Raw genomic sequence first — 20,281 nt, 5'->3', positions numbered from 1 at the left:
TGATTTTGGAAAATATAAAAAAAGGAAGGTATTATATGTCTGAATCGGTTCTTAAGGTTCAATCCTTAACTAAAAAAATTGGAAAAGCAACCATTGTAGACAATGTTAGCTTTGAAATAAAAAGTAATGAAATATTTGGTTTGCTTGGTCCGAATGGGGCTGGTAAGACCACAATCATCCGTATGATCACTGGTCTTATCAACCGTACGGGCGGTACTGTCATGATAAATGGCAGTGACCTCGATAAAGATTTCGAAGGTGCGATGAATCAATTGGGGGCCATTGTTGAAAACCCGGAGTTTTATAAGTACATGACAGGCAGAAAGAATATCCTGCATTATGCCCGAATGTCATCCAATGACATATCCAATGAGAGAATAGAAGAGGTCATAAAGCTTGTCAAACTGGATCATGCCATCGATAAGAAGGTTAAAACATATTCATTAGGGATGCGTCAGCGCCTTGGCGTGGCACAGGCCATTTTACATAAGCCGTCGTTATTGATTTTTGATGAACCGACGAATGGCTTGGATCCACAAGGGATTCGTGAGTTTCGTGATTATTTGAAAGTATTGGCAAGTGAAGGCGTCGGGATATTGATTTCTTCCCATTTACTATCGGAAATGCAATTGATGTGTGATAGTTTTGCCGTTATCGAAAAGGGAAAACTGATACATACGAAAGAAAATATATTAGATGAAAAAACCGAAACGATCAATGAAGTTTCATTTACTGTCAGTGATGGGGAGCTAGCTAAAAAAATCCTTCAAGAACAGTTTGTGGACATTTCGATTCTAAAATATGATGCGAAGACAATCTCCGTATCGGCCACTCGAGAACAAACGGCAGATATAAACAGGAGCTTTAATGGAAATAAACTGGATGTCTATGAAATTGGCATTACCAGAAAATCTCTGGAAGATAAATTCTTTGAAATCACTGAGCAGGAAATGAGGGAGTCAGTATGATGTCCTTAGTAAAAAATGAATGGATGAAAATCTTTTCAAAAGTATCAACTTATATATTCATCGTTTTTCTTTTATTGGCAGCAATAGGGGCTGCAGTCATCGATTATCAATTAAGTCCCGACGAAACAAGTAAAGATTGGAAGCAAGAGTTAAAGGCAGATATAAAAGAACAGCAAAAGGCATTGGAAGCTAAGGATATCAGTGACGATGAAAAAGCCATGATCATGGATGACATTGATCTAAATAAGCATCTTTTAGCTGATAATATAAACCCTGAATTAAACACTAATTGGACATATATGGCGGAATGGACTACGTCATTAACATCATTTGTCACTTTATTCGTGGTTATTGTTTGCAGCTCGCTAGTTTCCTCGGAGTTTTCGGATGGTACCATTAAACAACTGTTGATCAGGCCTTATAAACGTTGGAAGATTCTACTTTCCAAATATATTACTTCCCTGTTATTTGCAGCGTTATTACTTGCGTGCCTACTTATATTCAGCTATCTGATCGGAATCATATTCTTTGGCAATGGCTCGTATTCAGACAAAATTCTAGATCCTTTATCTTACGGTGAATTCAGTCCGGTGGTAGTCGGCAGTTATTTCGTTGACATGATCGTTTACTGGATACCAGGATTCTTGGTCATCACGACCATCGCATTCATGCTTAGCACATTATTTAAAAACCAAGCACTTGCAGTAGGAATATCCATTTTCATCCTATTTTCTTCTTCGATGTTAAATATGGTCATTCAATCATTTATCGATAAATACGAGTGGTTAAAATTCGTCTTATTCCCCCATCTTGATTTAAGGGGCTATATTACCGGAACCATGGAAATGTTTGATGGAGCAACACTTGGATTTTCAATGAGTGTACTGGGCATCTATTATCTTATCTTTTTAGCGCTAACTTTCTTCTTCTTCCAGAAAAAAGATATCACTAATTAAATAAAGAGAACGACCGAAATCAGTGGCTGATTTCGGTTTTTCTTTTTGAAGCCGCCGAGAAATATAATAAATTGAATATCTCTTAAAGATAAAGGTTGCTGCGGCAGCCTTTTTATCATGGGCAAAAAAACGCTGGGTATTCGAACCTACTTTATTTACTCGACTTTCTTTCAATGAATCATCGAATCTGGTAATAGAATGAAACCTTTATCCAATTTTATCCGTATAAGATAGTATAAGGATATTTTAATTGGCCATAGGGGTGCAAAATGAATAAAAAAAGGGTTCTGTTAATTGGACTTATAGGATTCATTTTATTTCTAATAGGTATTTACATATCACAATGGACGGTTTGTGGCGTAGCAATCGGGATTGGCGGAGGATTCATAATGGGGATCAGTTCCTTCCTGTTTTCTAGTTAGTACCTCCTTTTGAGTTTTACAGCAGGGACGATAATTGAAAATGACTTCACGCCCAAATATTCGGCCTATTCAAGTCAGGTTAAAGTTTAAAAAGGAAATCGGTATTGTCAATATTTTCATTTCCGATATGGATGGAGTAGATTTTAGAGATGGGAAAAATGCATTATAAACGTAAGTTAGTAATTGTACTCATTATTATTGGAACAACATTAGGTTTCTATGTGTACTCGGCATTCTCTGAGAAATTGACAAAATCAACAGATTTGTCTGATGAATCTATCGGGGGATATAAAGTCTGGGATAACATATCGAGTCCAGAATTTATTAGAGAATATGGAAAACCCATCGACCAAGATAATCACTATTCATATGATTATTATTATTGGAAAGGCGGGTTAGAAACGGCCACTTTCAATTCAGACGAAGATAAAGGGAAAATTATGCGGTTAATCATTTCAAGTACGGATGATGATTTCTTCGAAAGTTCCCTTCAAACAAGCAAAGGAATTAAATTAGGAAGTAAGAAAGCAGAAGTTCTTTCAAAGTACGGGGATCATTATTATAAAAGTTATGAACAGGGAGCAGATATTATCGGTTACATTGACCATAAACTGAATATTACTTTAGAATTTTGGTGTGTTCAAGGTGGAAGGGTTGCAGAAATAAGATTAGATCATGCAGATGTTATTTAATGTTTTTTTTACCGGGAAGGAATGATTAGAATCTTATCGTCATCTAATCTATTATTTTTCAAATACTTTGCCTACTTTAAAATCTATTGGAAATAAAAAAGGGAGCCAATCCGAAAGCGAGAGTTATAAAAAGGTCCCATTCTATTGAACTGTACTTCCAATTTCTTAGATGGTGATAGATTGATCTGCGTTAATTTACCATTTTTTTGAACGCGAACTGAAACTTATTTCCATTTTATTCGTAAATTATGTCATCATGGTAGGAGGAATATCAAATGTACGATGTTGGTGGAAGCGGGGATTGGATTTTCACAGGTGCTCCGGTATTTATCGGAATTATTTTTGTTATTATTATTATAATGATCATGGTTAATATATCCTCGGGTCTTAGTCAATGGAAGAAGAACGAGGAATCTCCTCGTTTATCTGTTCCTGCAATGGTGAAAGTCAAACGAACAAATATCATAAGGAATGGTCATTCATACGATCACAATCACAATGTCCACTCTCAAGGCTCCTCTACGACATATTATATTACATTTGAATTTGATAGTGGCGACCGATCAGAATTCCATATTTCAGGAAAGGAGTTTGGTACTCTTGCAGAAGGGGATGTCGGCACTTTAACCTTTCAAGGAACAAGATATATTGATTTTACTAGGAAGAATTGTTAATAAAATAGTTACTTAAAATGAATTTAGGATAAATTAGGAGATGAAGAATCATGAATGAAAAGGGATGTATGAAATGCGGAAGCAATGATGCTGCCAAGAAGGACGTAGCAATGACTGGAACAGGATTGTCAAAAATGTTCGATGTCCAGAATAATCAATTTACGGTTGTGTATTGCAAGAATTGCGGTTATTCTGAGTTTTATAATAAGCAATCATCTGCAGGCAGTAATCTGCTGGATCTATTCTTGGGCTAGTAAGCTGCACAAAAAGAATCTCCTTTTTCAAAGGGGATTCTTGATTTTTCTTCATATGCATGAAGGTCTTACTGCCCATTCCCGGATGGATTACTTTTCAGTATTAGCTATATGAATATAAAATAATGTGTGATTTCATAAGGAGAAATGAAATGAATAAAATTGCACTTCTTCAACTTTCACTAGCGATGACAATCTTTGGTTCTGTCGGTTTCTTTTCGGAACTATCAGGACTCCCAGCATTGGAATTGGTATTTGTTCGCTGCATTTGTGCTGCCATATTCTTATGTACAGCCTGGATAATTACAGGGCATTTCAAGAACGAAGTATGGAATTTTAGAGAAGTGATGCTAATCATCTTCTGCGCAGTGGCAAACTTATTAAACTGGATATTCCTCTTTAAATCATTTGAACAGATTTCCGTGACAATTGCCATTTCGCTCTATCATTTAGCCCCAATCATTGTACTTATTATTGGGAGCTTCATCTTTAGGGAGAAAATGACCATATTCTCTATCCTGGCAATTTCACTATGTTTCATTGGCACATTATTTATTATGGGAACAGATGGATTTCGATCATCATCTCCTGATTGGGAAGGCATCATTTATGGGATTATTGCTGCATTTTTCTATGCGGCTACCATGCTTTTAGGAAAGAGCATTACAAAGACCAGTGTATATGCGACCACTTTTCTGCAAATGTTCATTGGATTTATATTACTGATTCCTTTTGTTGATTTTTCAGTTTACACAACACTACATTCTTCCGAATGGCTTTATACGATACTTACTGGCATCATCCATACAGGCGTTGTGTATCTTTTATTTTTTAATAGTATTCGTCATTTGCCTACAAATGTAGTATCTTTTATGATTTTTGTAGATCCGGCAGTGGCCATCCTTCTAGATATCCTGATTTCAGGGTTTCAACCGGACGGGTTCCAAATCTTAGGTATATCATTAATATTTATTGGGGTGATCTATTCACTTAAGGCTTCTAAATCCCCTAAAAATGATGTCAAGCTGAAAAGGCCACACACAATGTGAGGCCTTTTTCCTTTAGGGTTTTTCTTTTAAACTATTGATTAAAATGATAGACATCCCAAATGTCAGGGGTTTCTGATCCAATGTACCAAGCAGATACACCGCCTAGATGATTTTGTTTTACCAGGTCAATACGGAGCTTCATCGATTTTTTATCCTCTATCCAAATTTGATGCTTTTTCCCTTCGGAAGTATATTCCACGTAATTTTGTTGAGTCGTTTTATCCCATACCTTTTTAAGTTTATGAGTTGAAATGATTTTGTTGACTTCAGCCATGGTACGGTCATGACTTTTCACCTTTTTGGTCGATAAATCGGTTACCCATTCTCTCGTATAAAATGGTACGGCCAATATGATCTTCTGGGCAGGTACTTCTTTCATTAAAAGCTTAGTTCCTTCTTTAATCCAAGGTAACGAGGATACGGACCCGGCTACTGGGCTTCCTCCCCAATGCTCGTCATAACCCATTATGATTATATAGTCTGCTACTTTGCCAAGTGCTTTCCTATCCAGACTTTTTGACCAAAAAGGGTCATCGTTTTCTCGGGTGACATCCACAGATACTTTAATTCCATGTGGTTTTAGTGCCTTTTTTAGTTCGCCTATGAAAAGTACAAAGTCCTTCTTGTTTTTTGGGTCGATGTTTTCAAAGTCTACATTTATTCCATCGCTTTTAGTTTCAACAAGTGAATCCCGTAAAGCTAAAACTAATTTCTGGCGTTTTTTTGTATTGCCCAGTATGGAATCAGTTAAAACAGGGTCAAATTGATTACCGATAAGTTGCCAAACTTGTTTTCCTTGTTTATGAGCGTTTTGGACGAATTTTGCATCCACAGAAACGGAAACGAAATTACCGGAATTCGTCAGCGTATAGGAACGAGGAGAAACTACATGTAAATTGGGTTGTTTAATTTGTTGGGTGTAGTTTTCTTTCGATACATTATGCGTCCAGCCCATGACGATAGGTTTTTGCGCCTTTTTTTGAAGCTGGGATTTCTTTATCCATCCCTTTTTACCATCAAGCAATTGAACCTGGTAGTAATAATCCGGAATCTTCAATTTTTGGCCAACTTCAATGGTAACCGCATGTAAGTTATTTAATTTCGTCAAATCACTGGTGGTTACCTTATATTTTGAAGAAATCTTCCACAAAGTATCTCCTGATACAACCTTATGGATCTTATATTTCTGGGGAATCTTCAGGTTTTGGCCAACAGTAATTTCGGAAGAAGTTAATTTGTTTTCTTTTTGCAGCTCACTTACTGAAACTCCATATTGATTGGCCACTTTCCATAATGTGTTTCCAGTCTTTACTTTATGAATAATAGGGCCCGCGGAATCCCCAACGGCAGAGGAAATGATGGGAAACTCCTCGCCCTTCTTTAAGGTCTTTAATAGAGTAGAACCTAATTTAGGAGAACTAAAAACTTTTGTATTGTCCACTTTAACAGAACCTATGTATTGGGTTTTACTTGACGAATTACCACTGGTTGGAAAGAGACACATACAAAGAAGACTTAACATAATAAAACATCCAAAGAATTTTTTCACGATTATTTTATTCCCCTTTGTAAAATTTAACTTCACTAGTTTACTATGGGGAATAGCTATAAAATAGAGGTACATTGTGGAAAGGCCCTATTATAATAGAAGAAAATAGGGAATCATCTAAATAGGATTACGATTCTGCTGTTGTAGCCCCACACTTTGGCAGGTCGAATTATTTCGATGTAGGACGAATTATTTGCATGTAGGACGAATTATTCCGACAAAAAGAAAACATGGACACGTCCCATCCATCTGGCGGCCTGATGAAAACAAGTGTAGCTTAATCTGGTGCCACATGTCGTGAATCATGGAACATATTACCGTGGCAATATCACAGCCATGTTACGTAAAATGGGTTATGCTTCCATTTCGACGGATTATGGTCTTTATTTATTTTTAAAAGGAGAGTAACTAAAGATTAATGTTTATCTATTTGTGTATGCAATTATATATGGTTTCTTTTAAGTAAAAATCTTGGAGATGGAAGGACTTCTTGTTCAGCTTCAAAATAAGCGAGTTTATTTGGTATACAGGATATGATTGAAGGCATTCCCATCCCAACAGCTTTTTCTAGGCGGATAATAAGGGTAGCTCCTTACCATCAATATCTTCATCCCAGGATATTATATAACAAGAGTGCTCAGCACCATTCTGTTTCAGTAACTTAGCTATATCTACTGGATCTGAATTCGGTTTTGGAATATCAATGATATACTCTTCACGAAGAGTTGTTCTGTAAGTATGACAAAGACGACTTAAGGCATCTTTGCGCTTCTTGGCTGAAGACAATTCGAACAGAACTCTATCTTGGAGCCTTTTGGTGAAAAATGATTTTACAATTATTCTCTCCATTTCCTTATCCAATCTAATCCCCCTTTACAGTTTTTCAATTGGTAAATCCTTATAGTCTAGGCCTATCATAAGTAGCATTAGTCGAGAATTAACATCTCCCTAAAATCATTTTACTGTTGTATTGTCAAATAAGGGGTTTTTGACAGTTTTTTTTGTTTTCCGTCGAAAATATCTTGTACATGACATTTGTCATCTTCTAGTCATGACACCTGGTACTAATAAAATCAGGTTGATTTCTTTATAATAAGAAATAACGACAAATAAAGGGAAGTGCAATTGATTAATGACCATACAAAATACTAAAAACTTGAGAAAACAAATTGCTCCTTTTGAAAAATCAACGACAAAGGAAAGTATATGGCAGATCATCAATACGTTAGGGCCGTTCATCATTTTATGGTACCTAGCATATATAAGTCTTTCCGTTTCTTATTGGTTAACTTTAATTCCAGCTGTGTTGGCTGCTGGCTTTTTGACAAGAATATTCATAATTTTTCATGATTGTACGCATCATTCATTTTTCAAAAGCCGCCGTGCGAATAGAATAGTCGGTACGATCATGGGTGTTTTGACTTTATTCCCGTTTGATCAATGGGGACATGAGCATTCTGTTCATCATGCAACAAGCGGTAATTTAGATAAGCGGGGTACTGGGGATATTTGGACCCTTACGGTGGATGAGTATTTGGCTGCACCGCTTAAACTTCGTTTTGCCTATCGTTTTTATCGCAATCCATTGGTTATGTTTGGTTTGGGACCAATTTATGTTTTCCTTCTTAAAAACAGATTTAACCGTAAAGGTGCTAGAAAGAAGGAAAAAATGAATACGTATTTGACGAATGTAATAATCGTCGCTTTAGTGGCATTGCTTTGCTTGGCAGTAGGCTGGCAGTCGTTCCTTCTGGTACAAGGTTCCATCTTCATGATTTCTGGTTCAGTGGGCATTTGGCTGTTTTACGTCCAGCATACATTTGAGGACTCTTATTTTGAAGAAAATGAGGAGTGGGAATATGTATTGGCAGCAGTGGAAGGAAGTTCTTTTTATAAGCTTCCAAAACTGATGCAGTTCCTTACTGGTAATATCGGTTACCATCATGTTCACCATTTAAGTCCAAGGGTACCTAACTATAGATTGGAAATGGCGCACAATAATACGCAGCCTTTAGAGAACGTTCCAACGATCACTCTTGCGACAAGCTTGCGCTCACTCCGTTTCCGTTTATGGGATGAGAAAAACAAGAGTTTTGTTGGCTTTAAGGACATAAAATATTTAACGAAAAAAAGTGTTTCCGTTCAAGTGAAATCTGAATTGTAACGTTCATGAATCATTCCAGACTCCCTTAATAATCCTTGGATTTGGGGGAGTCTTTGGTTCATATAACGACTCAATAAAGGAGAGAACTTAAATGATCCGAATTGTCATTGCAGAGAATCAGCAAATGCTGTTAGAGGCAATTAGTTCTCTACTCAATCTTGAAGAAGATATAGAAATTGCCGGGCAAGCCAGTAACGGAGAAGAAGCGATTACTCTTGTGCACCAATTAAAGCCGGATGTTTGTATCATGGATATGGAGATGCCTGTAAAGAGCGGGCTTGAGGCAGCTGAAGCTTTAAAGTCATTTGAATGTAAAGTGATTATTTTAACGACATTTCGAAGGACCGGTTATTTTCAACTTGCTTTAAAAGCTAATGTAGATGGTTATTTATTGAAGGATAGCCCGAGTGAAGAGTTAGCCTGCTCGATTCGCAGCATAATGGATGGCAAGCGAATATACTCCCCTGAACTTATGGATGAGTCTTCCAACAATAATGCCCGGGAAATGGGTGTGTTAGGCCTGTTAGCCGATGGTCAATCAAAAATGGAAGCGTCTAATAAGCAAAGCGACACAATAGGGACCGTAAGGAAATATTTTTCGACCATCAAGGATAAAATGAAGTTACCGGCTGGTTAGGATTTGTTTCCTAAATCCTGTTGACACGTTTTTTTTAATTGTGTACGATGGATTAAATTATAATATTGAAAATTCTATGATAAAGAGAGTAGTTCATTTTGAAATGGAAAGCGAGTTAGGGATGGTGTGAGCCTAATGCAGGACGGATGAATGAAGCGCACTTTGGAGAAATTTCTTGAAACGTCCAGTAGAGAACATCGGGGAGTCACCTCGTTAACAATTGAAAGTGGTCACAATTTGTGGCAACTAGAGTGGTACCACGGGAAACTATGCTCTCGTCTCTTATTTAGAGACGGGGGCTTTTTTGTTTAGGAGGGAAAAATGACGATGAATAAACCAATTGCAGCCTTAATTTCAACTGCTTTGAACAATGAAATGCCAACAAGTGAAATAGAAAAATTAATGGAAAAGCCTAAATTGATGGAGTTAGGTGATGTCGCCTTTCCATGCTTTACTCTTGCAAAAAAGTTAAAAAAGTCACCTCAAGTGATTGCGTCTGAAATAGCTGAACAATTAAACAGTAAGTTGATCCAAGAAGTGAACGTAGTGGGTGGTTATCTGAACATCTTCGTCAATCAACAGATGGTGACGGAAAATGTGTTGCAAACGATATTAAATGAAAAGGATAAGTATGGCGGAAAGCAGTCTGTACAGGAAAATGTCGTGATTGATTATTCATCCCCGAATATTGCCAAGCCTTTTTCCATGGGGCACTTACGCTCAACAGTCATAGGAAATGCACTGGCTAACATTGCTGAAAAAAATGGCTACAATGCCGTGCGTATTAATCATTTAGGGGATTGGGGCACGCAATTCGGCAAATTGATTGTCGCGTATAAGCTGTGGGGAGACAAGGTGGCAATCGAAGCTTCCCCGATTCAGGAATTATTGAAAATCTATGTGAAGTTCCATGAAAGAGCTGAAATGGATGAATCGTTGAATGAACAAGCACGCGCTAGCTTCAAGTCGCTTGAAGATGGGGACGAGGAGGCACTGGCGCTATGGAAATGGTTCAGGGATGCGTCTCTAAAAGAATTTGATACAATTTATGATTTATTAGGCATCCGTTTTGATTCCTATTCCGGCGAAGCGTTTTACAATGACAAAATGGATGTTGTTGTTGAGAAACTAAATGAAAAAGGTTTACTTACCCTATCAGAAGGTGCCTATGTCGTGCAATTGGAAGATATGCCGCCTTGTTTGATTACGAAAACGGACGGTGCGACACTTTATGCCACGCGTGATCTAGCCGCAGCATTGTATCGTAAAGAAAAGTATGAGGCGAAGAAAACATTTTATGTTGTAGGAAATGAACAATCCCTGCACTTTAAACAACTCTTTAACGTCATTGGAAAAATGGGGTACGATTGGTCAAATGATTTACAGCACGTAGCATTTGGCATGATGTTAAAAGACGGTAAGAAAATGTCGACACGTAAAGGGAAAGTCGTGCTGCTTGCGGATGTTTTGGCAGAGGCAATCGAAACTGCGAAGCGCAATATTGAAGAAAAAAATCAAGCGCTTGAACAGAAAGAACTGGTTGCAAGACAGGTCGGTGTCGGAGCGGTAATCTTTAATGATTTAAAAAATAATCGCATGAATGATATTTACTTTTCATTAGAGCAAATGATGAATTTTGAGGGAGAAACGGGTCCATATGTACAGTACACATTTGCGCGTATTTCATCATTGTTGGAAAAAGGTGAATTTAAAGAGCAGGTTATCCATTTTGACGCTTTAGGAGAATATGCTTGGTCAGTCATCCAACTGCTTGAGCAGTACCCGGTCATTGTCCAAAAATCATTTGAACAAGCAGACCCATCACAAGTCGCGAAATTCAGCTTGCAGTTATCACGCGCATTCAATAAGTATTATGCACATTCAAAAATTTTAGTTGAAGATGAATGGAAACAAATGAAGCTCTCATTCTCTTTTTCCGTAGCCATTGTATTAAAGGATGCGCTAAGTTTATTGGGAATTTCAGCGCCGACTAAAATGTAAAGGTAAAGCGTCTTTGCATTTGCGAAGAAAACTGAATAAAAAAGGCTGTTTTCGCATACTTTGTTGCTATTTACCAAGTAGTGCGGTGTGGTTGATTTCCCCTCCAGATGCTCGCTTTCCGCGGGGCGGGCGGTGAGCCTCCTCGGCGTAAACGCCTGTGGGGTCTCACCTGTCCCGCTGCTCCCGCAGGAGTCTCGCACTTCCGCTCCAATCAACCTTAAATAGTTTCGTTTTAAAAACAACAATCTTTACGAAAAGAGCCATAAAAAAAAGAATCCATTTTGATCAATTTTCCTTCAAAATGGATTCTTTCAAAATGAAATGGAAGCGAAAAAGCCTACTCGATGACATCGAACCATAACGGGGATTTATCATCAGGTTCACCATTGTAATTGATCGTGATTTCCTCGCCAGCCTTTATATCTTTATGTGCATAAAAGTCTATCGTTAAATCTTCTAAATTATTATCGAATGTCGCATTTGGAGTGTATGAATGATTGAATAGTGATCCATTTCCTAAGGCAGTGACAGTTTCATCGTCATCTCCCCAATAGAAACAGTGATGAAAGAGTGCGGTTTTCTTTAGATATTTCCATTCATGTTTGGGTGAAATGATGACAGGTGATACCTCAATGAGTTCACCTTTTTTAATATCCCTTGTAGCATATACTCCCCTGCCATACTTTCCCGTATTTTTAATGCAGATTGGTGACACGGCAGCAACGCCTTTTTTTTGGTCCTGTTTGGCTTTCAGTTGTGTTGTCGCATTTTTTTCATCTAGGTCACCAAGGTGATTATTTAAGTAATCACTGCGTTTGCGAATGAATTCGAAGATGAATTCAGGTTCATTGTCGAATAGATCAATCTTATTCTTTTTATATGGATCAAGAAGGATGTGGGGGCGTATGCCCTGGTGCAGTTGTAATACTTTATTTTCCATATGCTTCACAGTAAATGTGGTTTCCAATGTTTCAACCAAGAGGTCTTTGTAGAACTTACGGTATTCTGGAACCTGCAAGAGCAGATGGATAAGGTGGTTTGTCTTTTTCCCTCCGATAGGGACATATGTGTGCTCCATGATCCCGCCACTGACCTTGCGTCCCCAAGTGGCATCGTAATCCCAAGGAATGATTTCAAATAACTTCGTTTTATTATTGCGATATAGTGCATAGTTATGAGTGAAACCGTCGTTATTCATGGTGCAAATGACTCCAACCAGCCAGCGTAAGTATTTATGGATATCAAGATGCTGCGAGACTACTTCAGGAAACTTTGCAAGTGGGGTGGTGTTGATTTCTTTGATGAATTCGATTAGATATTCATCATCTGCGGGTTTGCCAAACGCTTGTTTATAGCCTGACGTAAGGGAATCTTTCGCTTTCCCATCCCTTTCCAATGAAAAGTTGGCATTATTGTTGACAGCATAATAAATCGGACCGGCAGGAAGTCCTCTTTTTTCTAAAAAAAACTCATCGACGGAATCCAATTGTAAATACACACCTTTAAACGTGTCATTTCGGATTAGGTTGATGTGTTGGCTTTGAGGGGATAGGACACCAAGGTCTTGAAAGAAATCGAGTGAGAGTTTATTGCGAATGAGGGAAGGATCTCTGTATTCGGCATTGAGATGGATTTTGTGGGCGTCAAAGAATCGATCTGGCTCGATGAAATCAATCCAATAGGATCTTTTTCGGAATTTGCGGGTATAAGAGCCCCGATAGGCAATATCGATATCATAAATGTCGTTTTCTACTTTCAAATAGGCGGGAATGGGGTCATCGCTCCATATGTCCGCACGTAAATCTTCTAGATCTTCTTCTTCTATCATTAAGAAATAAGATGGAATATGATAAGACATACACTCACCTTCCTTTCTTGTAAAAGATGTTTTATGGACAGTCTTGACCTTAATGAAGCCGTAATATCATAAAATACTTCCACTTGATCAATCAGGGATTAATCAAGCTGAAGCATTTTACATTTAACTATCTATCTTCTTCTTCTTTTTTTGCTACGTCCAGTGGACGAGCTTGAGCATGAGCTTGAACTTGAACTTGAACTTGAAGTTGAGCTTGAACTTGAGCTTGAACTTGAGCTTGAGCTTGAACTTGAACTTGAAGTTGAACTTGAAGTTGAAGTTGTTGTAGTTGTGTCGCCAGTAGTTGTGCTGCCAGTAGATGTGCAGCCAGTAGTTGTGTCGCCAGTAGCTGTGATTCCAATAATTGTGATACCAGTAGTTGTGCCAGTAGTTGAGATATCAGTAGTTGAGATATCAGTAGTTGTGCAGCCAGTAGTTATGCTGCCAGTAGATGTGCTGCCAGTAGATGTGCTGCCAGTAGATGTGCTGCCAGTAGATGTGCTGCCAGTAGATGTGCTGCCAGTAGATGTGCTACCAGTAGATGTGCTACCGGTAGAAGTGCTACCGGTAGATGTGCTACCAGTAGAACTACCGGTAGAAGTGCTACCGGTAGATGTGCTGCCAGTAGACTTGCTGCCAGTAGAAGTACTACCGGTAGATGTGCTGCCAGTAGACTTGCTGCCAGTAGAAGTGCTACCGGTAGATGAACTGCTAGATGAAGCTGCTTTTCCTTTTTTCCCTTTCGGCATACAGACCCCTCCTTTAATAAGGTTAATTTTATGATATGCGCAATGGTACATACTTGAGCGTAAGTTAACGACAAACGGGCTAATAAAAATTAACGGAGAGGATTTAGGAGAGTTGCCTAATCCTAGAAGATTTATAGAATGGATAAGCAACAAAATGGAGTATGTCCATTGTTAACATCTTTCGTCAATCAGTAGTTGTGTTACCAGTAGATTTTTGTCCAGTGGATTTACTGCCAGTGGACTTACTGCCAGTGGACTTACTGCCAGTGGATTTACTGCCAGTGGACTTGCTGCCAGTAGAAGTGCTACCGGTAGATGAACTGCCAGATGAAGCTGCTTTTCCTTTTTTCCCTTTCGGCATACAGACCCCTCCTTTAATAAGGTTAATTTTATGATATGCGCAATGGTACAAACTTGAGCGTTAGTTAACGACAAACGGGCTAATAAAAATTAACGGAGAGGATTTAGGAGAGTTGCCTAATCCTAGAAGATTTATAGAATGGAAAAGCAACAAAATGGAGTACTGTCCATTGCTAACATCTTTCGTCAATCATTGCATCATGATCAGGCATTTTAATAAATTTATGAAAAAAATGCCCTTTAATCCCGATGATCGGGAAGAAAGGGCATGTACCGCGGACATGTAAATGAACTAGATGTCACGTCACGGCTATAATAAATTAATAAGCCAGGCTGAATAGGGCTTTGATGTGTGATAGATAGCGAACATTACTTGCTTCTTTCATCAATGTAGCCGGCAGACCTTTAAGGGAAGTGTTATTGGCCCCAACGGTTGCCACTGCATCCTTACGGCCAAGGCTCGCAAGTGTACCTGAGTTGATAGGTGAAAATTCTTCTAGTTTCTTGCCTTCAAAGGCTGCATATAGGTTGTAGCCAACAAGCTCACCCATTTGCCAAGCATTTTGTGCAGTAGGAGCGTATGGACGGCCGCCTTCTGGAGGGAAAGCAACGGCACTGTCTCCGACAACGAATACGTCATTATGGGATTTGGATTGCAAATACTCATTAACGGTTGCTTTGCCGCGATCCACTTCAAGGCCTGATTCGCCTACGATAGGAAGTGCTGCGACTCCGCCTGTCCAAACAAGCGTATTGGCTTCGATCGTTTGTCCATCTTTCAATTCGATTTGATTTCCTTTAACACCCGTTACAGGCAGACCTGTCAAGAATTCAACGCCGCGTGCTTCCAAGCTGGACATGGCACGTTCAATTAAGTGATCAGGCAGGACTGGAAGGATTTTTGGACCAGCTTCCACAAGCTTGATTTTCAAGTCCTTGAAGTCCACTCCGAATTTTTTGGCGATTTTAGGGAAATGATCCACGATTTCACCGATTAACTCGACACCAGTCAATCCGCCGCCGCCGATTACGATTGTAGCGTCCGCTTCGTTATTCGTTTGTGCATATTCACGGATGCGATCTTCGATATGTTTGTAAATTTTGTTTGCATCATTAACGGATTTCAAGACCATGCTGTTTTCCTCAAGTCCCGGAATGCCGAAGAATCCTGTTTGGCTTCCCAAAGCAACAACTAGGGCATCATAAGATAAAGTGGAACCATTGGCAAGTTTCACTTCTTTTTTATCGACTGAGAAAGACTCCACTTTTGAAATGGTAAGGTCGATATCTTTTCCTTTAAAAAGTTTTTCCAAAGGAATCGAAACGGCTTGTTCAGAAATAGATCCGCCTGCAAGGCGGTGCAATTCGGTGATGATTTGGTGCGTTGGAAATTGGTTCACCACTGTAACCTGCACTTCATCTTTACTGTAATATTCACGTACGGATAAGGCAGATAGTAATCCTGCGTAACCTGCACCTAAGATGACGATTTGTTTTGACATAGTTAATCCCCCGTCCTTACTGATTGAAAGTTTATGAAATTATTTTTGGTTTTTACGTTCTGAAGAGACTTCAAGAAAAGCTTGGGCGAAACGGAAAAGTTTTTGTGCTTGCGGATCTTTCATCATCCTTAACAGACCAAAAAGACCGATCACATCATTATTCACTTCAGCACGATCCTTAGCTTCGATGGCATTAGCCGCTAGCCCTTTCACTGAATGGACTACAGGTGTCGCGATCTCCGAAATGGCGCTGACCGTATCATTTTTCAAAACATCATCAGTCGCAACCGATTGAGCGAAATCATAAGACTTTGTTAAAATATTCACTAATTCAGTCAGTTTTGGTAACTGCTCAACTAAAGTGTTCAATGATTCCTGAACCTCAGGCTTTAATAATTGGTCCAGTACATCTAATTGTTTTTGGCGGGCATTAATTTGTTCAGTTTGTGATTGGGTAATCGTTTCTGACATATCCAATTCTCCTTTGCAATAAGCATTTTGTTGATGTAATTAGAAAAACTTGTAAATAATTACACAAAGTGTGACAAAAATTACTTTTAAAAATGTAATGAAAGCTATCCTATAGTATATCCCTTTAGCTTCATGAAAACAGCTGATTTTTTAAAAATATACATAAAATGCGCTTTTCCTGCATATTTGATAGACCAATTTAATGAATGGTCTATGTTTGATCTGAAATACTTTACGAAAATCTATATTTTATCCCAGAGTTCGTATCTATCATCATCATACATATTTCCATCTTTATTCGCCATCCTAAATTGATGGAGGTGAAAAATGTGGCGGATTCAGAATCAAAATTTGTAGAAGAGAATAATGATAAGAGGCAAAATAAACTGGTTGGCAGTATGGACTATACTAAAGAACAACTATTGGAAGGCATGAATGGAATTTCTGAAGTTTACCTCAAAAACAGTGAGGAAGGCACATTGGAAACACCTGATAAATAGTAATGCTGTAAGCATAGCGAAATTGTTATGCTTACTTAATTTTGCTCCTTTTTTGAAAAATCCTCTATCGAAACCTCAGTTTGTAGACAAAAAGGGGTGCAGAATTTAAAAATTCCGCACCCCACGATACGTGGTACTTTCTTTAATTGCTTTGGTTTCTTCAACACTGTAGGAGAAAGGGGGAATGTTCCCGAACCAACTGACCCAAAGAAACACCTACAACTCCTCGGGTATGATTTTTATCTAAATTTTAAGTTGATTGGAGCGGGTGTTCGAGACTCCTGCGGGAAAAGCGCGTCTAGGGGAGACCCCGCAGGCGCAAGCGAGGAGGCTCCCCTACCGCCCGCGGAAAGCGAGTTTCTTGAGCGGAAATCAACATTTAAATATCATGTGGGTTTCGAAGACATTCCTAATGGAAGCCCATCAATTCCTTCACATGTTTACAATTATCTTTGGAAGTGAGCATTTCCAAGAGCGTAAAGGCAACATCGAATCCTGTGGATGGATTGTAGGAAGTAATGATATTGTCCGTGACGACAATCGGTTCATTAACGACAATCGCACCAAAATCTTTTAGCTGCCCCTGTCTCTTACTGGTTGGATGGTTGTATGTAGTTGCTTTTCTTCCATGCAATATCCCGCTTTTTCCAAGTGGAAGAGAACCTACACAAATGGTTGCAATGATTTTGTTCTTATCATGAAAATACTTGATCACATCAAGAAACCGCTGATCATAAGCATCCTCATAGAAACCTGCTTCTTCAAAACCTCCTGGAATGGCCAAAGCATCGAAGTCATCAAGGTTCACTTGATCGAGGGTCAATTCCGGCTGCACGATGAAATTCCATGTGCATTTCAATTGTTCATGAAGTCCCACTGTAACCAGATCAGTCGTACCGTCACCCTCTAATTTATTCCAGCCCAATACATCTGTAAACACGCTTGCTTCAACCGCTTCGAATCCATTGGAAAGCAGCATCAATACTTTTTTCATCGTGCATCCCCCTTATTTATATTTGTATTTATTATATAAAAAGCGAGTTCCCTAATACATACGATAAATTATGTAATCATCCCATTTCTATTTATTTTATAATGTATTTAGGTGAATTTTATTAATAATGAAAAGTGAGGGTGATTGAATTGGATCGAACGGATAAAAAGATACTTTCCTTGCTGGAGAATAATGGGCGCATGTCAATGAAAGAACTGGCACATGAAGTTTCCTTAACAGCCCCAGCAACGAAAGAACGTGTGAATAAATTAGAGGAAAGCGGAGTGATAAAAGGATATAAAACGGAAATATCCCTTGAAAAACTTGATAGGAGCATAACAGCATTCATATTATTCGAAACGGATAGATGTAAAGACTTTTATCAATTTAGCTTGAACCATCCGGAAGTACTCGAATGCCACCGGCTAGCCGGTCAATACAGTTATCTTATTAAAATAAGTACATTTTCCATGGAAACACTGGAGGACTTCGTTGATGAAGCCATTAAATATGGGAAATCGTCCACCCACCTGATATTTTCTTCCGCATCGAAAAATGTTTTTTCTAGCGAGGAGATGTAACCGGTTGTTACCCATTTACTATTTTTTAATATAGGAGCAATTAGCAGGAAAAAACTCCACCCATATAGAAAGTAAATAGTAACAAAAATCACAGTTGGAGTTCAAAAAGGGAGTGGGGAAGAGTGAGTTTTGTTTATGAGGAAGAAAAAATAATGGAATTCCTTTTGCAGAATAAAAGTGAGTTTGAAGAATATCTTTTATCAGAAGCTGTCAATGTCAGGGATAAAATCGAAGAAATTCTGCTGATTGGAAATGTCGACCTTTTGAATAATGCACATAAGCTCATCCGTTATATAGTAGAACAGAATGAAACGGATATGATCACCTTTGCCGAAAAAGAGGGAGTTACGTGGGCGACCCACTCCTTGACGCTTTCATTCAAGCTGGAATGGATTCAGGCGATCCGCAGAACGCTTTGGACATTTCTTTATAAGTTCGAAAGTGCAAAAGTAGTGTTTAGTGAATCCAAAACCTTTTTTGAATTAGAGAAAAAAGTGAATGAAAAGGTTGATGTATTTCTAAAATCCTTTTTCGTCAGCTACTCCGATTACAAAGACAAATTGATTCTGGCTCAGCAAAACTTGGTGGAAAATCTATCCGTCCCGATCATTCCAGTCACTTCCAGCACCTGTGTCCTTCCATTAATTGGGACTATTGATAATTCACGTATACTGATAATCGAGGAAAAAGTATTGCAGGAGATAGGTAAACTGCGGATACAGACCTTGATCTTGGATTTATCCGGTATCATAGAAATGGATGTTGAAATCATTAATGATTTATTGAAAATCCTCGATGGAACGGCAATGATGGGGTGTAAAGCTGTAGTGACTGGATTACGCCCTGAAGTGGTAACGAAAATGATCCGTTCAGGGGTTCAGATCGAGAATAGAGCAGAAACAAAGGGTACGCTGCAGCAGGCCTTGAAGGACTATCTTGTAGTCACCTAATCGTGAAGTGAAGTCGCCATGTTTTGGTGACTTTTTTATGGGTAATTTTGGAAATAAGGAAATTTATTTGCTGTTTTTTTAGATTCGGATAAGTAGATGGAATCAAAAACGGATGCCCAGATGCAGTTGAAGGTTGATGAACCGAATTGAGGTTGGTATTAATATCAATATGAATGAGGGTTCGGCTATAGAAGAAGTTGCAAAAAACTCCAGTTTGATTTCAGAAATCCGCTTCCTTTCCGCCGACTGCCTGCCAAGCCTCCTCAAAGAAGCGTCTGTGGGGTCTTGGCAAGCAAGTTATTCGGCAGGACTGTCGCAAATTTCTTCCAAAGAGGGTTTCACTTCAGGAGTGAATAGACATATGTATCATGAGGCATGCCGTTTTGATAAATATAACTTCTTAATATTCCTTCCTGGATGAAGCCCAGCTTAACCAAAAGATCACTTGATGGCTGGTTTTCCAGAAAAACAACCGCGCCGATGCGGGTTAAATCAAGGGTGTTGAAACCGTAAGCGATAATTTCTTTAACGGCCTCTGACGCATAACCTTTGCGCCAATGTGCTGGACTGATTTCATACCCTATTTCCGCCCGTCTGTATTTGGGACTGTGGGCATGATAACCGATTGTACCGATTAATTCTCGTGTATCCTTTCGTTCAATTCCCCATCGAACCGCCCGTTTTTCAAGATAGTTTTTCGCAAAAGAAGCTACAATTTCCTTCGCCTGTCCGACATTTTCCAATGAATCCTGACCGTAAAAGCGGGTTACTTCATCTTTTGATAAACATTGGAAAAGAGCTTCCGCATCACTTTCTCGAATTTCCCTTAAGTGTAACCTTTCCGTGTTCAATACAGGAAACATATTGTTCCCTCCTTATATCAGTTATATATATATTCGGTCTCTTTAATGGTTTTTCCTTTATTATGAAGTGCCTATTTTGCCGGTATT

22 protein-coding genes, 2 pseudogenes and 1 other annotated feature are annotated in these 20,281 nt (G+C 38.7%); of the genes and pseudogenes, 15 read left to right on the top strand and 9 right to left on the bottom strand.

Annotated features, from left to right (window positions below):
- Positions 1-35: 35 nt before the first annotated feature.
- The 7 genes from ACQKKK_RS09360 to ACQKKK_RS09330 all read left to right on the top strand — a co-directional run bounded on the left by ACQKKK_RS09360 (position 36) and on the right by ACQKKK_RS09330 (position 5,015).
- Positions 36-968: an ABC transporter ATP-binding protein gene (locus ACQKKK_RS09360; protein WP_427615771.1), complete on the top strand. Its 933-nt coding sequence runs from the start codon at positions 36-38 to the stop codon at positions 966-968.
- On the top strand, positions 965-1,924 hold the full coding sequence (locus ACQKKK_RS09355; protein WP_427615770.1) for an ABC transporter permease: 960 nt from the start codon (positions 965-967) through the stop codon (positions 1,922-1,924). Before ACQKKK_RS09360 ends, ACQKKK_RS09355 begins: the two co-directional genes overlap by 4 nt.
- Positions 1,925-2,193: 269 nt before the next feature.
- Positions 2,194-2,346, top strand: a complete 153-nt coding sequence (locus ACQKKK_RS09350; protein ID WP_427615769.1) for a hypothetical protein — start codon at positions 2,194-2,196, stop codon at positions 2,344-2,346.
- Positions 2,347-2,495: 149 nt separating this feature from the next.
- A complete protein-coding gene (locus ACQKKK_RS09345) occupies positions 2,496-3,038 on the top strand; it encodes a hypothetical protein (protein WP_427615768.1) in 543 nt (180 codons plus the stop codon).
- Between the two features lie 275 nt (positions 3,039-3,313).
- Entirely contained in the window at positions 3,314-3,712 is a 399-nt protein-coding gene (locus ACQKKK_RS09340; RefSeq protein ID WP_427615767.1) for a DUF2500 domain-containing protein, read from the top strand.
- 50 nt (positions 3,713-3,762) lie between these two features.
- A complete protein-coding gene (locus ACQKKK_RS09335) occupies positions 3,763-3,966 on the top strand; it encodes a zinc ribbon domain-containing protein (protein ID WP_061464941.1) in 204 nt (67 codons plus the stop codon).
- A 152-nt stretch (positions 3,967-4,118) separates the two neighbouring features.
- Positions 4,119-5,015, top strand: a complete 897-nt coding sequence (locus ACQKKK_RS09330; protein WP_427615765.1) for a DMT family transporter — start codon at positions 4,119-4,121, stop codon at positions 5,013-5,015.
- A gap of 31 nt (positions 5,016-5,046) precedes the next feature.
- Here the strand turns inward: ACQKKK_RS09330 and ACQKKK_RS09325 are convergent, their stop codons facing one another.
- Entirely contained in the window at positions 5,047-6,456 is a 1,410-nt protein-coding gene (locus tag ACQKKK_RS09325) for a LysM peptidoglycan-binding domain-containing protein (protein ID WP_427615764.1), read from the bottom strand.
- A gap of 323 nt (positions 6,457-6,779) precedes the next feature.
- Here ACQKKK_RS09325 and ACQKKK_RS09320 point away from each other — a divergent pair.
- Positions 6,780-6,972 (top strand): annotated as a pseudogene (locus ACQKKK_RS09320) (DinB family protein); the annotation flags it as partial.
- A gap of 159 nt (positions 6,973-7,131) precedes the next feature.
- On the opposite strand, the gene ACQKKK_RS09315 reads toward ACQKKK_RS09320, so the two are convergent.
- Entirely contained in the window at positions 7,132-7,425 is a 294-nt protein-coding gene (locus tag ACQKKK_RS09315) for a hypothetical protein (protein ID WP_427615763.1), read from the bottom strand.
- A 271-nt stretch (positions 7,426-7,696) separates the two neighbouring features.
- Here ACQKKK_RS09315 and ACQKKK_RS09310 point away from each other — a divergent pair, with 271 nt between their 5' ends.
- From ACQKKK_RS09310 to argS, 3 genes are all read left to right on the top strand, one after another.
- Entirely contained in the window at positions 7,697-8,728 is a 1,032-nt protein-coding gene (locus ACQKKK_RS09310; RefSeq protein ID WP_427615761.1) for a fatty acid desaturase, read from the top strand.
- Positions 8,729-8,819: 91 nt separating this feature from the next.
- Positions 8,820-9,365: a response regulator gene (locus tag ACQKKK_RS09305; protein WP_427615759.1), complete on the top strand. Its 546-nt coding sequence runs from the start codon at positions 8,820-8,822 to the stop codon at positions 9,363-9,365.
- Positions 9,366-9,432: 67 nt separating this feature from the next.
- Positions 9,433-9,651 (top strand) — a binding site (T-box leader).
- A 35-nt stretch (positions 9,652-9,686) separates the two neighbouring features.
- A complete protein-coding gene (argS, locus tag ACQKKK_RS09300; protein ID WP_427615757.1) occupies positions 9,687-11,366 on the top strand; it encodes an arginine--tRNA ligase in 1,680 nt (559 codons plus the stop codon).
- Positions 11,367-11,703: 337 nt separating this feature from the next.
- On the opposite strand, the gene ACQKKK_RS09295 is transcribed toward argS, so the two are convergent.
- Positions 11,704-12,081 (bottom strand): SET domain-containing protein, encoded by a 378-nt coding sequence (locus ACQKKK_RS09295; RefSeq protein ID WP_427615849.1) that lies wholly within the window; start codon positions 12,079-12,081, stop codon positions 11,704-11,706.
- A 63-nt stretch (positions 12,082-12,144) separates the two neighbouring features.
- A pseudogene (locus ACQKKK_RS09290) lies at positions 12,145-13,224 on the bottom strand (CotH kinase family protein); the annotation flags it as partial.
- A 291-nt stretch (positions 13,225-13,515) separates the two neighbouring features.
- Here ACQKKK_RS09290 and ACQKKK_RS09285 point away from each other — a divergent pair.
- Complete coding sequence (locus tag ACQKKK_RS09285) at positions 13,516-14,007, top strand: hypothetical protein (protein WP_427615756.1); 492 nt, start codon at positions 13,516-13,518, stop codon at positions 14,005-14,007.
- 150 nt (positions 14,008-14,157) lie between these two features.
- Here the strand turns inward: ACQKKK_RS09285 and ACQKKK_RS09280 are convergent, their stop codons facing one another.
- The 3 genes from ACQKKK_RS09280 to ACQKKK_RS09270 form a co-directional block, all read right to left on the bottom strand.
- A complete protein-coding gene (locus ACQKKK_RS09280) occupies positions 14,158-14,334 on the bottom strand; it encodes a hypothetical protein (protein ID WP_427615755.1) in 177 nt (58 codons plus the stop codon).
- Between the two features lie 319 nt (positions 14,335-14,653).
- The gene (locus ACQKKK_RS09275; protein ID WP_427615753.1) at positions 14,654-15,835 is read right to left on the bottom strand and encodes an NAD(P)/FAD-dependent oxidoreductase; all 1,182 of its coding nucleotides are present in this window, start codon (positions 15,833-15,835) and stop codon (positions 14,654-14,656) included.
- Positions 15,836-15,874: 39 nt separating this feature from the next.
- Positions 15,875-16,306: a DUF1641 domain-containing protein gene (locus tag ACQKKK_RS09270; protein ID WP_427615751.1), complete on the bottom strand. Its 432-nt coding sequence runs from the start codon at positions 16,304-16,306 to the stop codon at positions 15,875-15,877.
- Positions 16,307-16,635: 329 nt separating this feature from the next.
- Between ACQKKK_RS09270 and ACQKKK_RS09265 the strand changes: the two genes are divergently transcribed.
- Positions 16,636-16,806 (top strand): hypothetical protein, encoded by a 171-nt coding sequence (locus ACQKKK_RS09265; protein ID WP_155727412.1) that lies wholly within the window; start codon positions 16,636-16,638, stop codon positions 16,804-16,806.
- A 409-nt stretch (positions 16,807-17,215) separates the two neighbouring features.
- Here ACQKKK_RS09265 and ACQKKK_RS09260 read toward each other — a convergent pair whose 3' ends face one another.
- Positions 17,216-17,800, bottom strand: coding sequence for a DJ-1/PfpI family protein (locus tag ACQKKK_RS09260; RefSeq protein WP_427615749.1), 585 nt, complete (start codon positions 17,798-17,800; stop codon positions 17,216-17,218).
- Between the two features lie 149 nt (positions 17,801-17,949).
- Here ACQKKK_RS09260 and ACQKKK_RS09255 point away from each other — a divergent pair, with 149 nt between their 5' ends.
- Both ACQKKK_RS09255 and ACQKKK_RS09250 read left to right on the top strand, forming a co-directional pair.
- Entirely contained in the window at positions 17,950-18,381 is a 432-nt protein-coding gene (locus ACQKKK_RS09255; protein WP_427615748.1) for an Lrp/AsnC family transcriptional regulator, read from the top strand.
- Between the two features lie 122 nt (positions 18,382-18,503).
- The gene (locus ACQKKK_RS09250) at positions 18,504-19,331 is read left to right on the top strand and encodes an STAS domain-containing protein (protein WP_427615746.1); all 828 of its coding nucleotides are present in this window, start codon (positions 18,504-18,506) and stop codon (positions 19,329-19,331) included.
- Between the two features lie 338 nt (positions 19,332-19,669).
- On the opposite strand, the gene ACQKKK_RS09245 is transcribed toward ACQKKK_RS09250, so the two are convergent.
- Positions 19,670-20,194, bottom strand: coding sequence for a GNAT family N-acetyltransferase (locus ACQKKK_RS09245; protein WP_427615744.1), 525 nt, complete (start codon positions 20,192-20,194; stop codon positions 19,670-19,672).
- Positions 20,195-20,281 lie beyond the last annotated feature (87 nt).

The organism is Peribacillus sp. NPDC006672 (genome assembly GCF_050274955.1).
Taxonomy (GTDB): domain Bacteria; phylum Bacillota; class Bacilli; order Bacillales; family DSM-1321; genus Peribacillus.
This window is presented reverse-complemented; position numbering and strand designations above follow the sequence as displayed.

Coding starts and splice junctions, on each gene's coding strand:
- ACQKKK_RS09260 (WP_427615749.1), bottom strand. CDS start 17,800: ATGAAAAAAGTATTGATGCTGCTTTCCAATGGATTCGAAGCGGTTGAA.
- argS (WP_427615757.1), top strand. CDS start 9,687: ATGACGATGAATAAACCAATTGCAGCCTTAATTTCAACTGCTTTGAAC.
- ACQKKK_RS09305 (WP_427615759.1), top strand. CDS start 8,820: ATGATCCGAATTGTCATTGCAGAGAATCAGCAAATGCTGTTAGAGGCA.
- ACQKKK_RS09310 (WP_427615761.1), top strand. CDS start 7,697: ATGACCATACAAAATACTAAAAACTTGAGAAAACAAATTGCTCCTTTT.
- ACQKKK_RS09335 (WP_061464941.1), top strand. CDS start 3,763: ATGAATGAAAAGGGATGTATGAAATGCGGAAGCAATGATGCTGCCAAG.
- ACQKKK_RS09280 (WP_427615755.1), bottom strand. CDS start 14,334: ATGCCGAAAGGGAAAAAAGGAAAAGCAGCTTCATCTGGCAGTTCATCT.
- ACQKKK_RS09355 (WP_427615770.1), top strand. CDS start 965: ATGATGTCCTTAGTAAAAAATGAATGGATGAAAATCTTTTCAAAAGTA.
- ACQKKK_RS09345 (WP_427615768.1), top strand. CDS start 2,496: ATGGGAAAAATGCATTATAAACGTAAGTTAGTAATTGTACTCATTATT.
- ACQKKK_RS09245 (WP_427615744.1), bottom strand. CDS start 20,194: ATGTTTCCTGTATTGAACACGGAAAGGTTACACTTAAGGGAAATTCGA.
- ACQKKK_RS09350 (WP_427615769.1), top strand. CDS start 2,194: ATGAATAAAAAAAGGGTTCTGTTAATTGGACTTATAGGATTCATTTTA.
- ACQKKK_RS09340 (WP_427615767.1), top strand. CDS start 3,314: ATGTACGATGTTGGTGGAAGCGGGGATTGGATTTTCACAGGTGCTCCG.
- ACQKKK_RS09275 (WP_427615753.1), bottom strand. CDS start 15,835: ATGTCAAAACAAATCGTCATCTTAGGTGCAGGTTACGCAGGATTACTA.
- ACQKKK_RS09330 (WP_427615765.1), top strand. CDS start 4,119: ATGAATAAAATTGCACTTCTTCAACTTTCACTAGCGATGACAATCTTT.
- ACQKKK_RS09360 (WP_427615771.1), top strand. CDS start 36: ATGTCTGAATCGGTTCTTAAGGTTCAATCCTTAACTAAAAAAATTGGA.
- ACQKKK_RS09270 (WP_427615751.1), bottom strand. CDS start 16,306: ATGTCAGAAACGATTACCCAATCACAAACTGAACAAATTAATGCCCGC.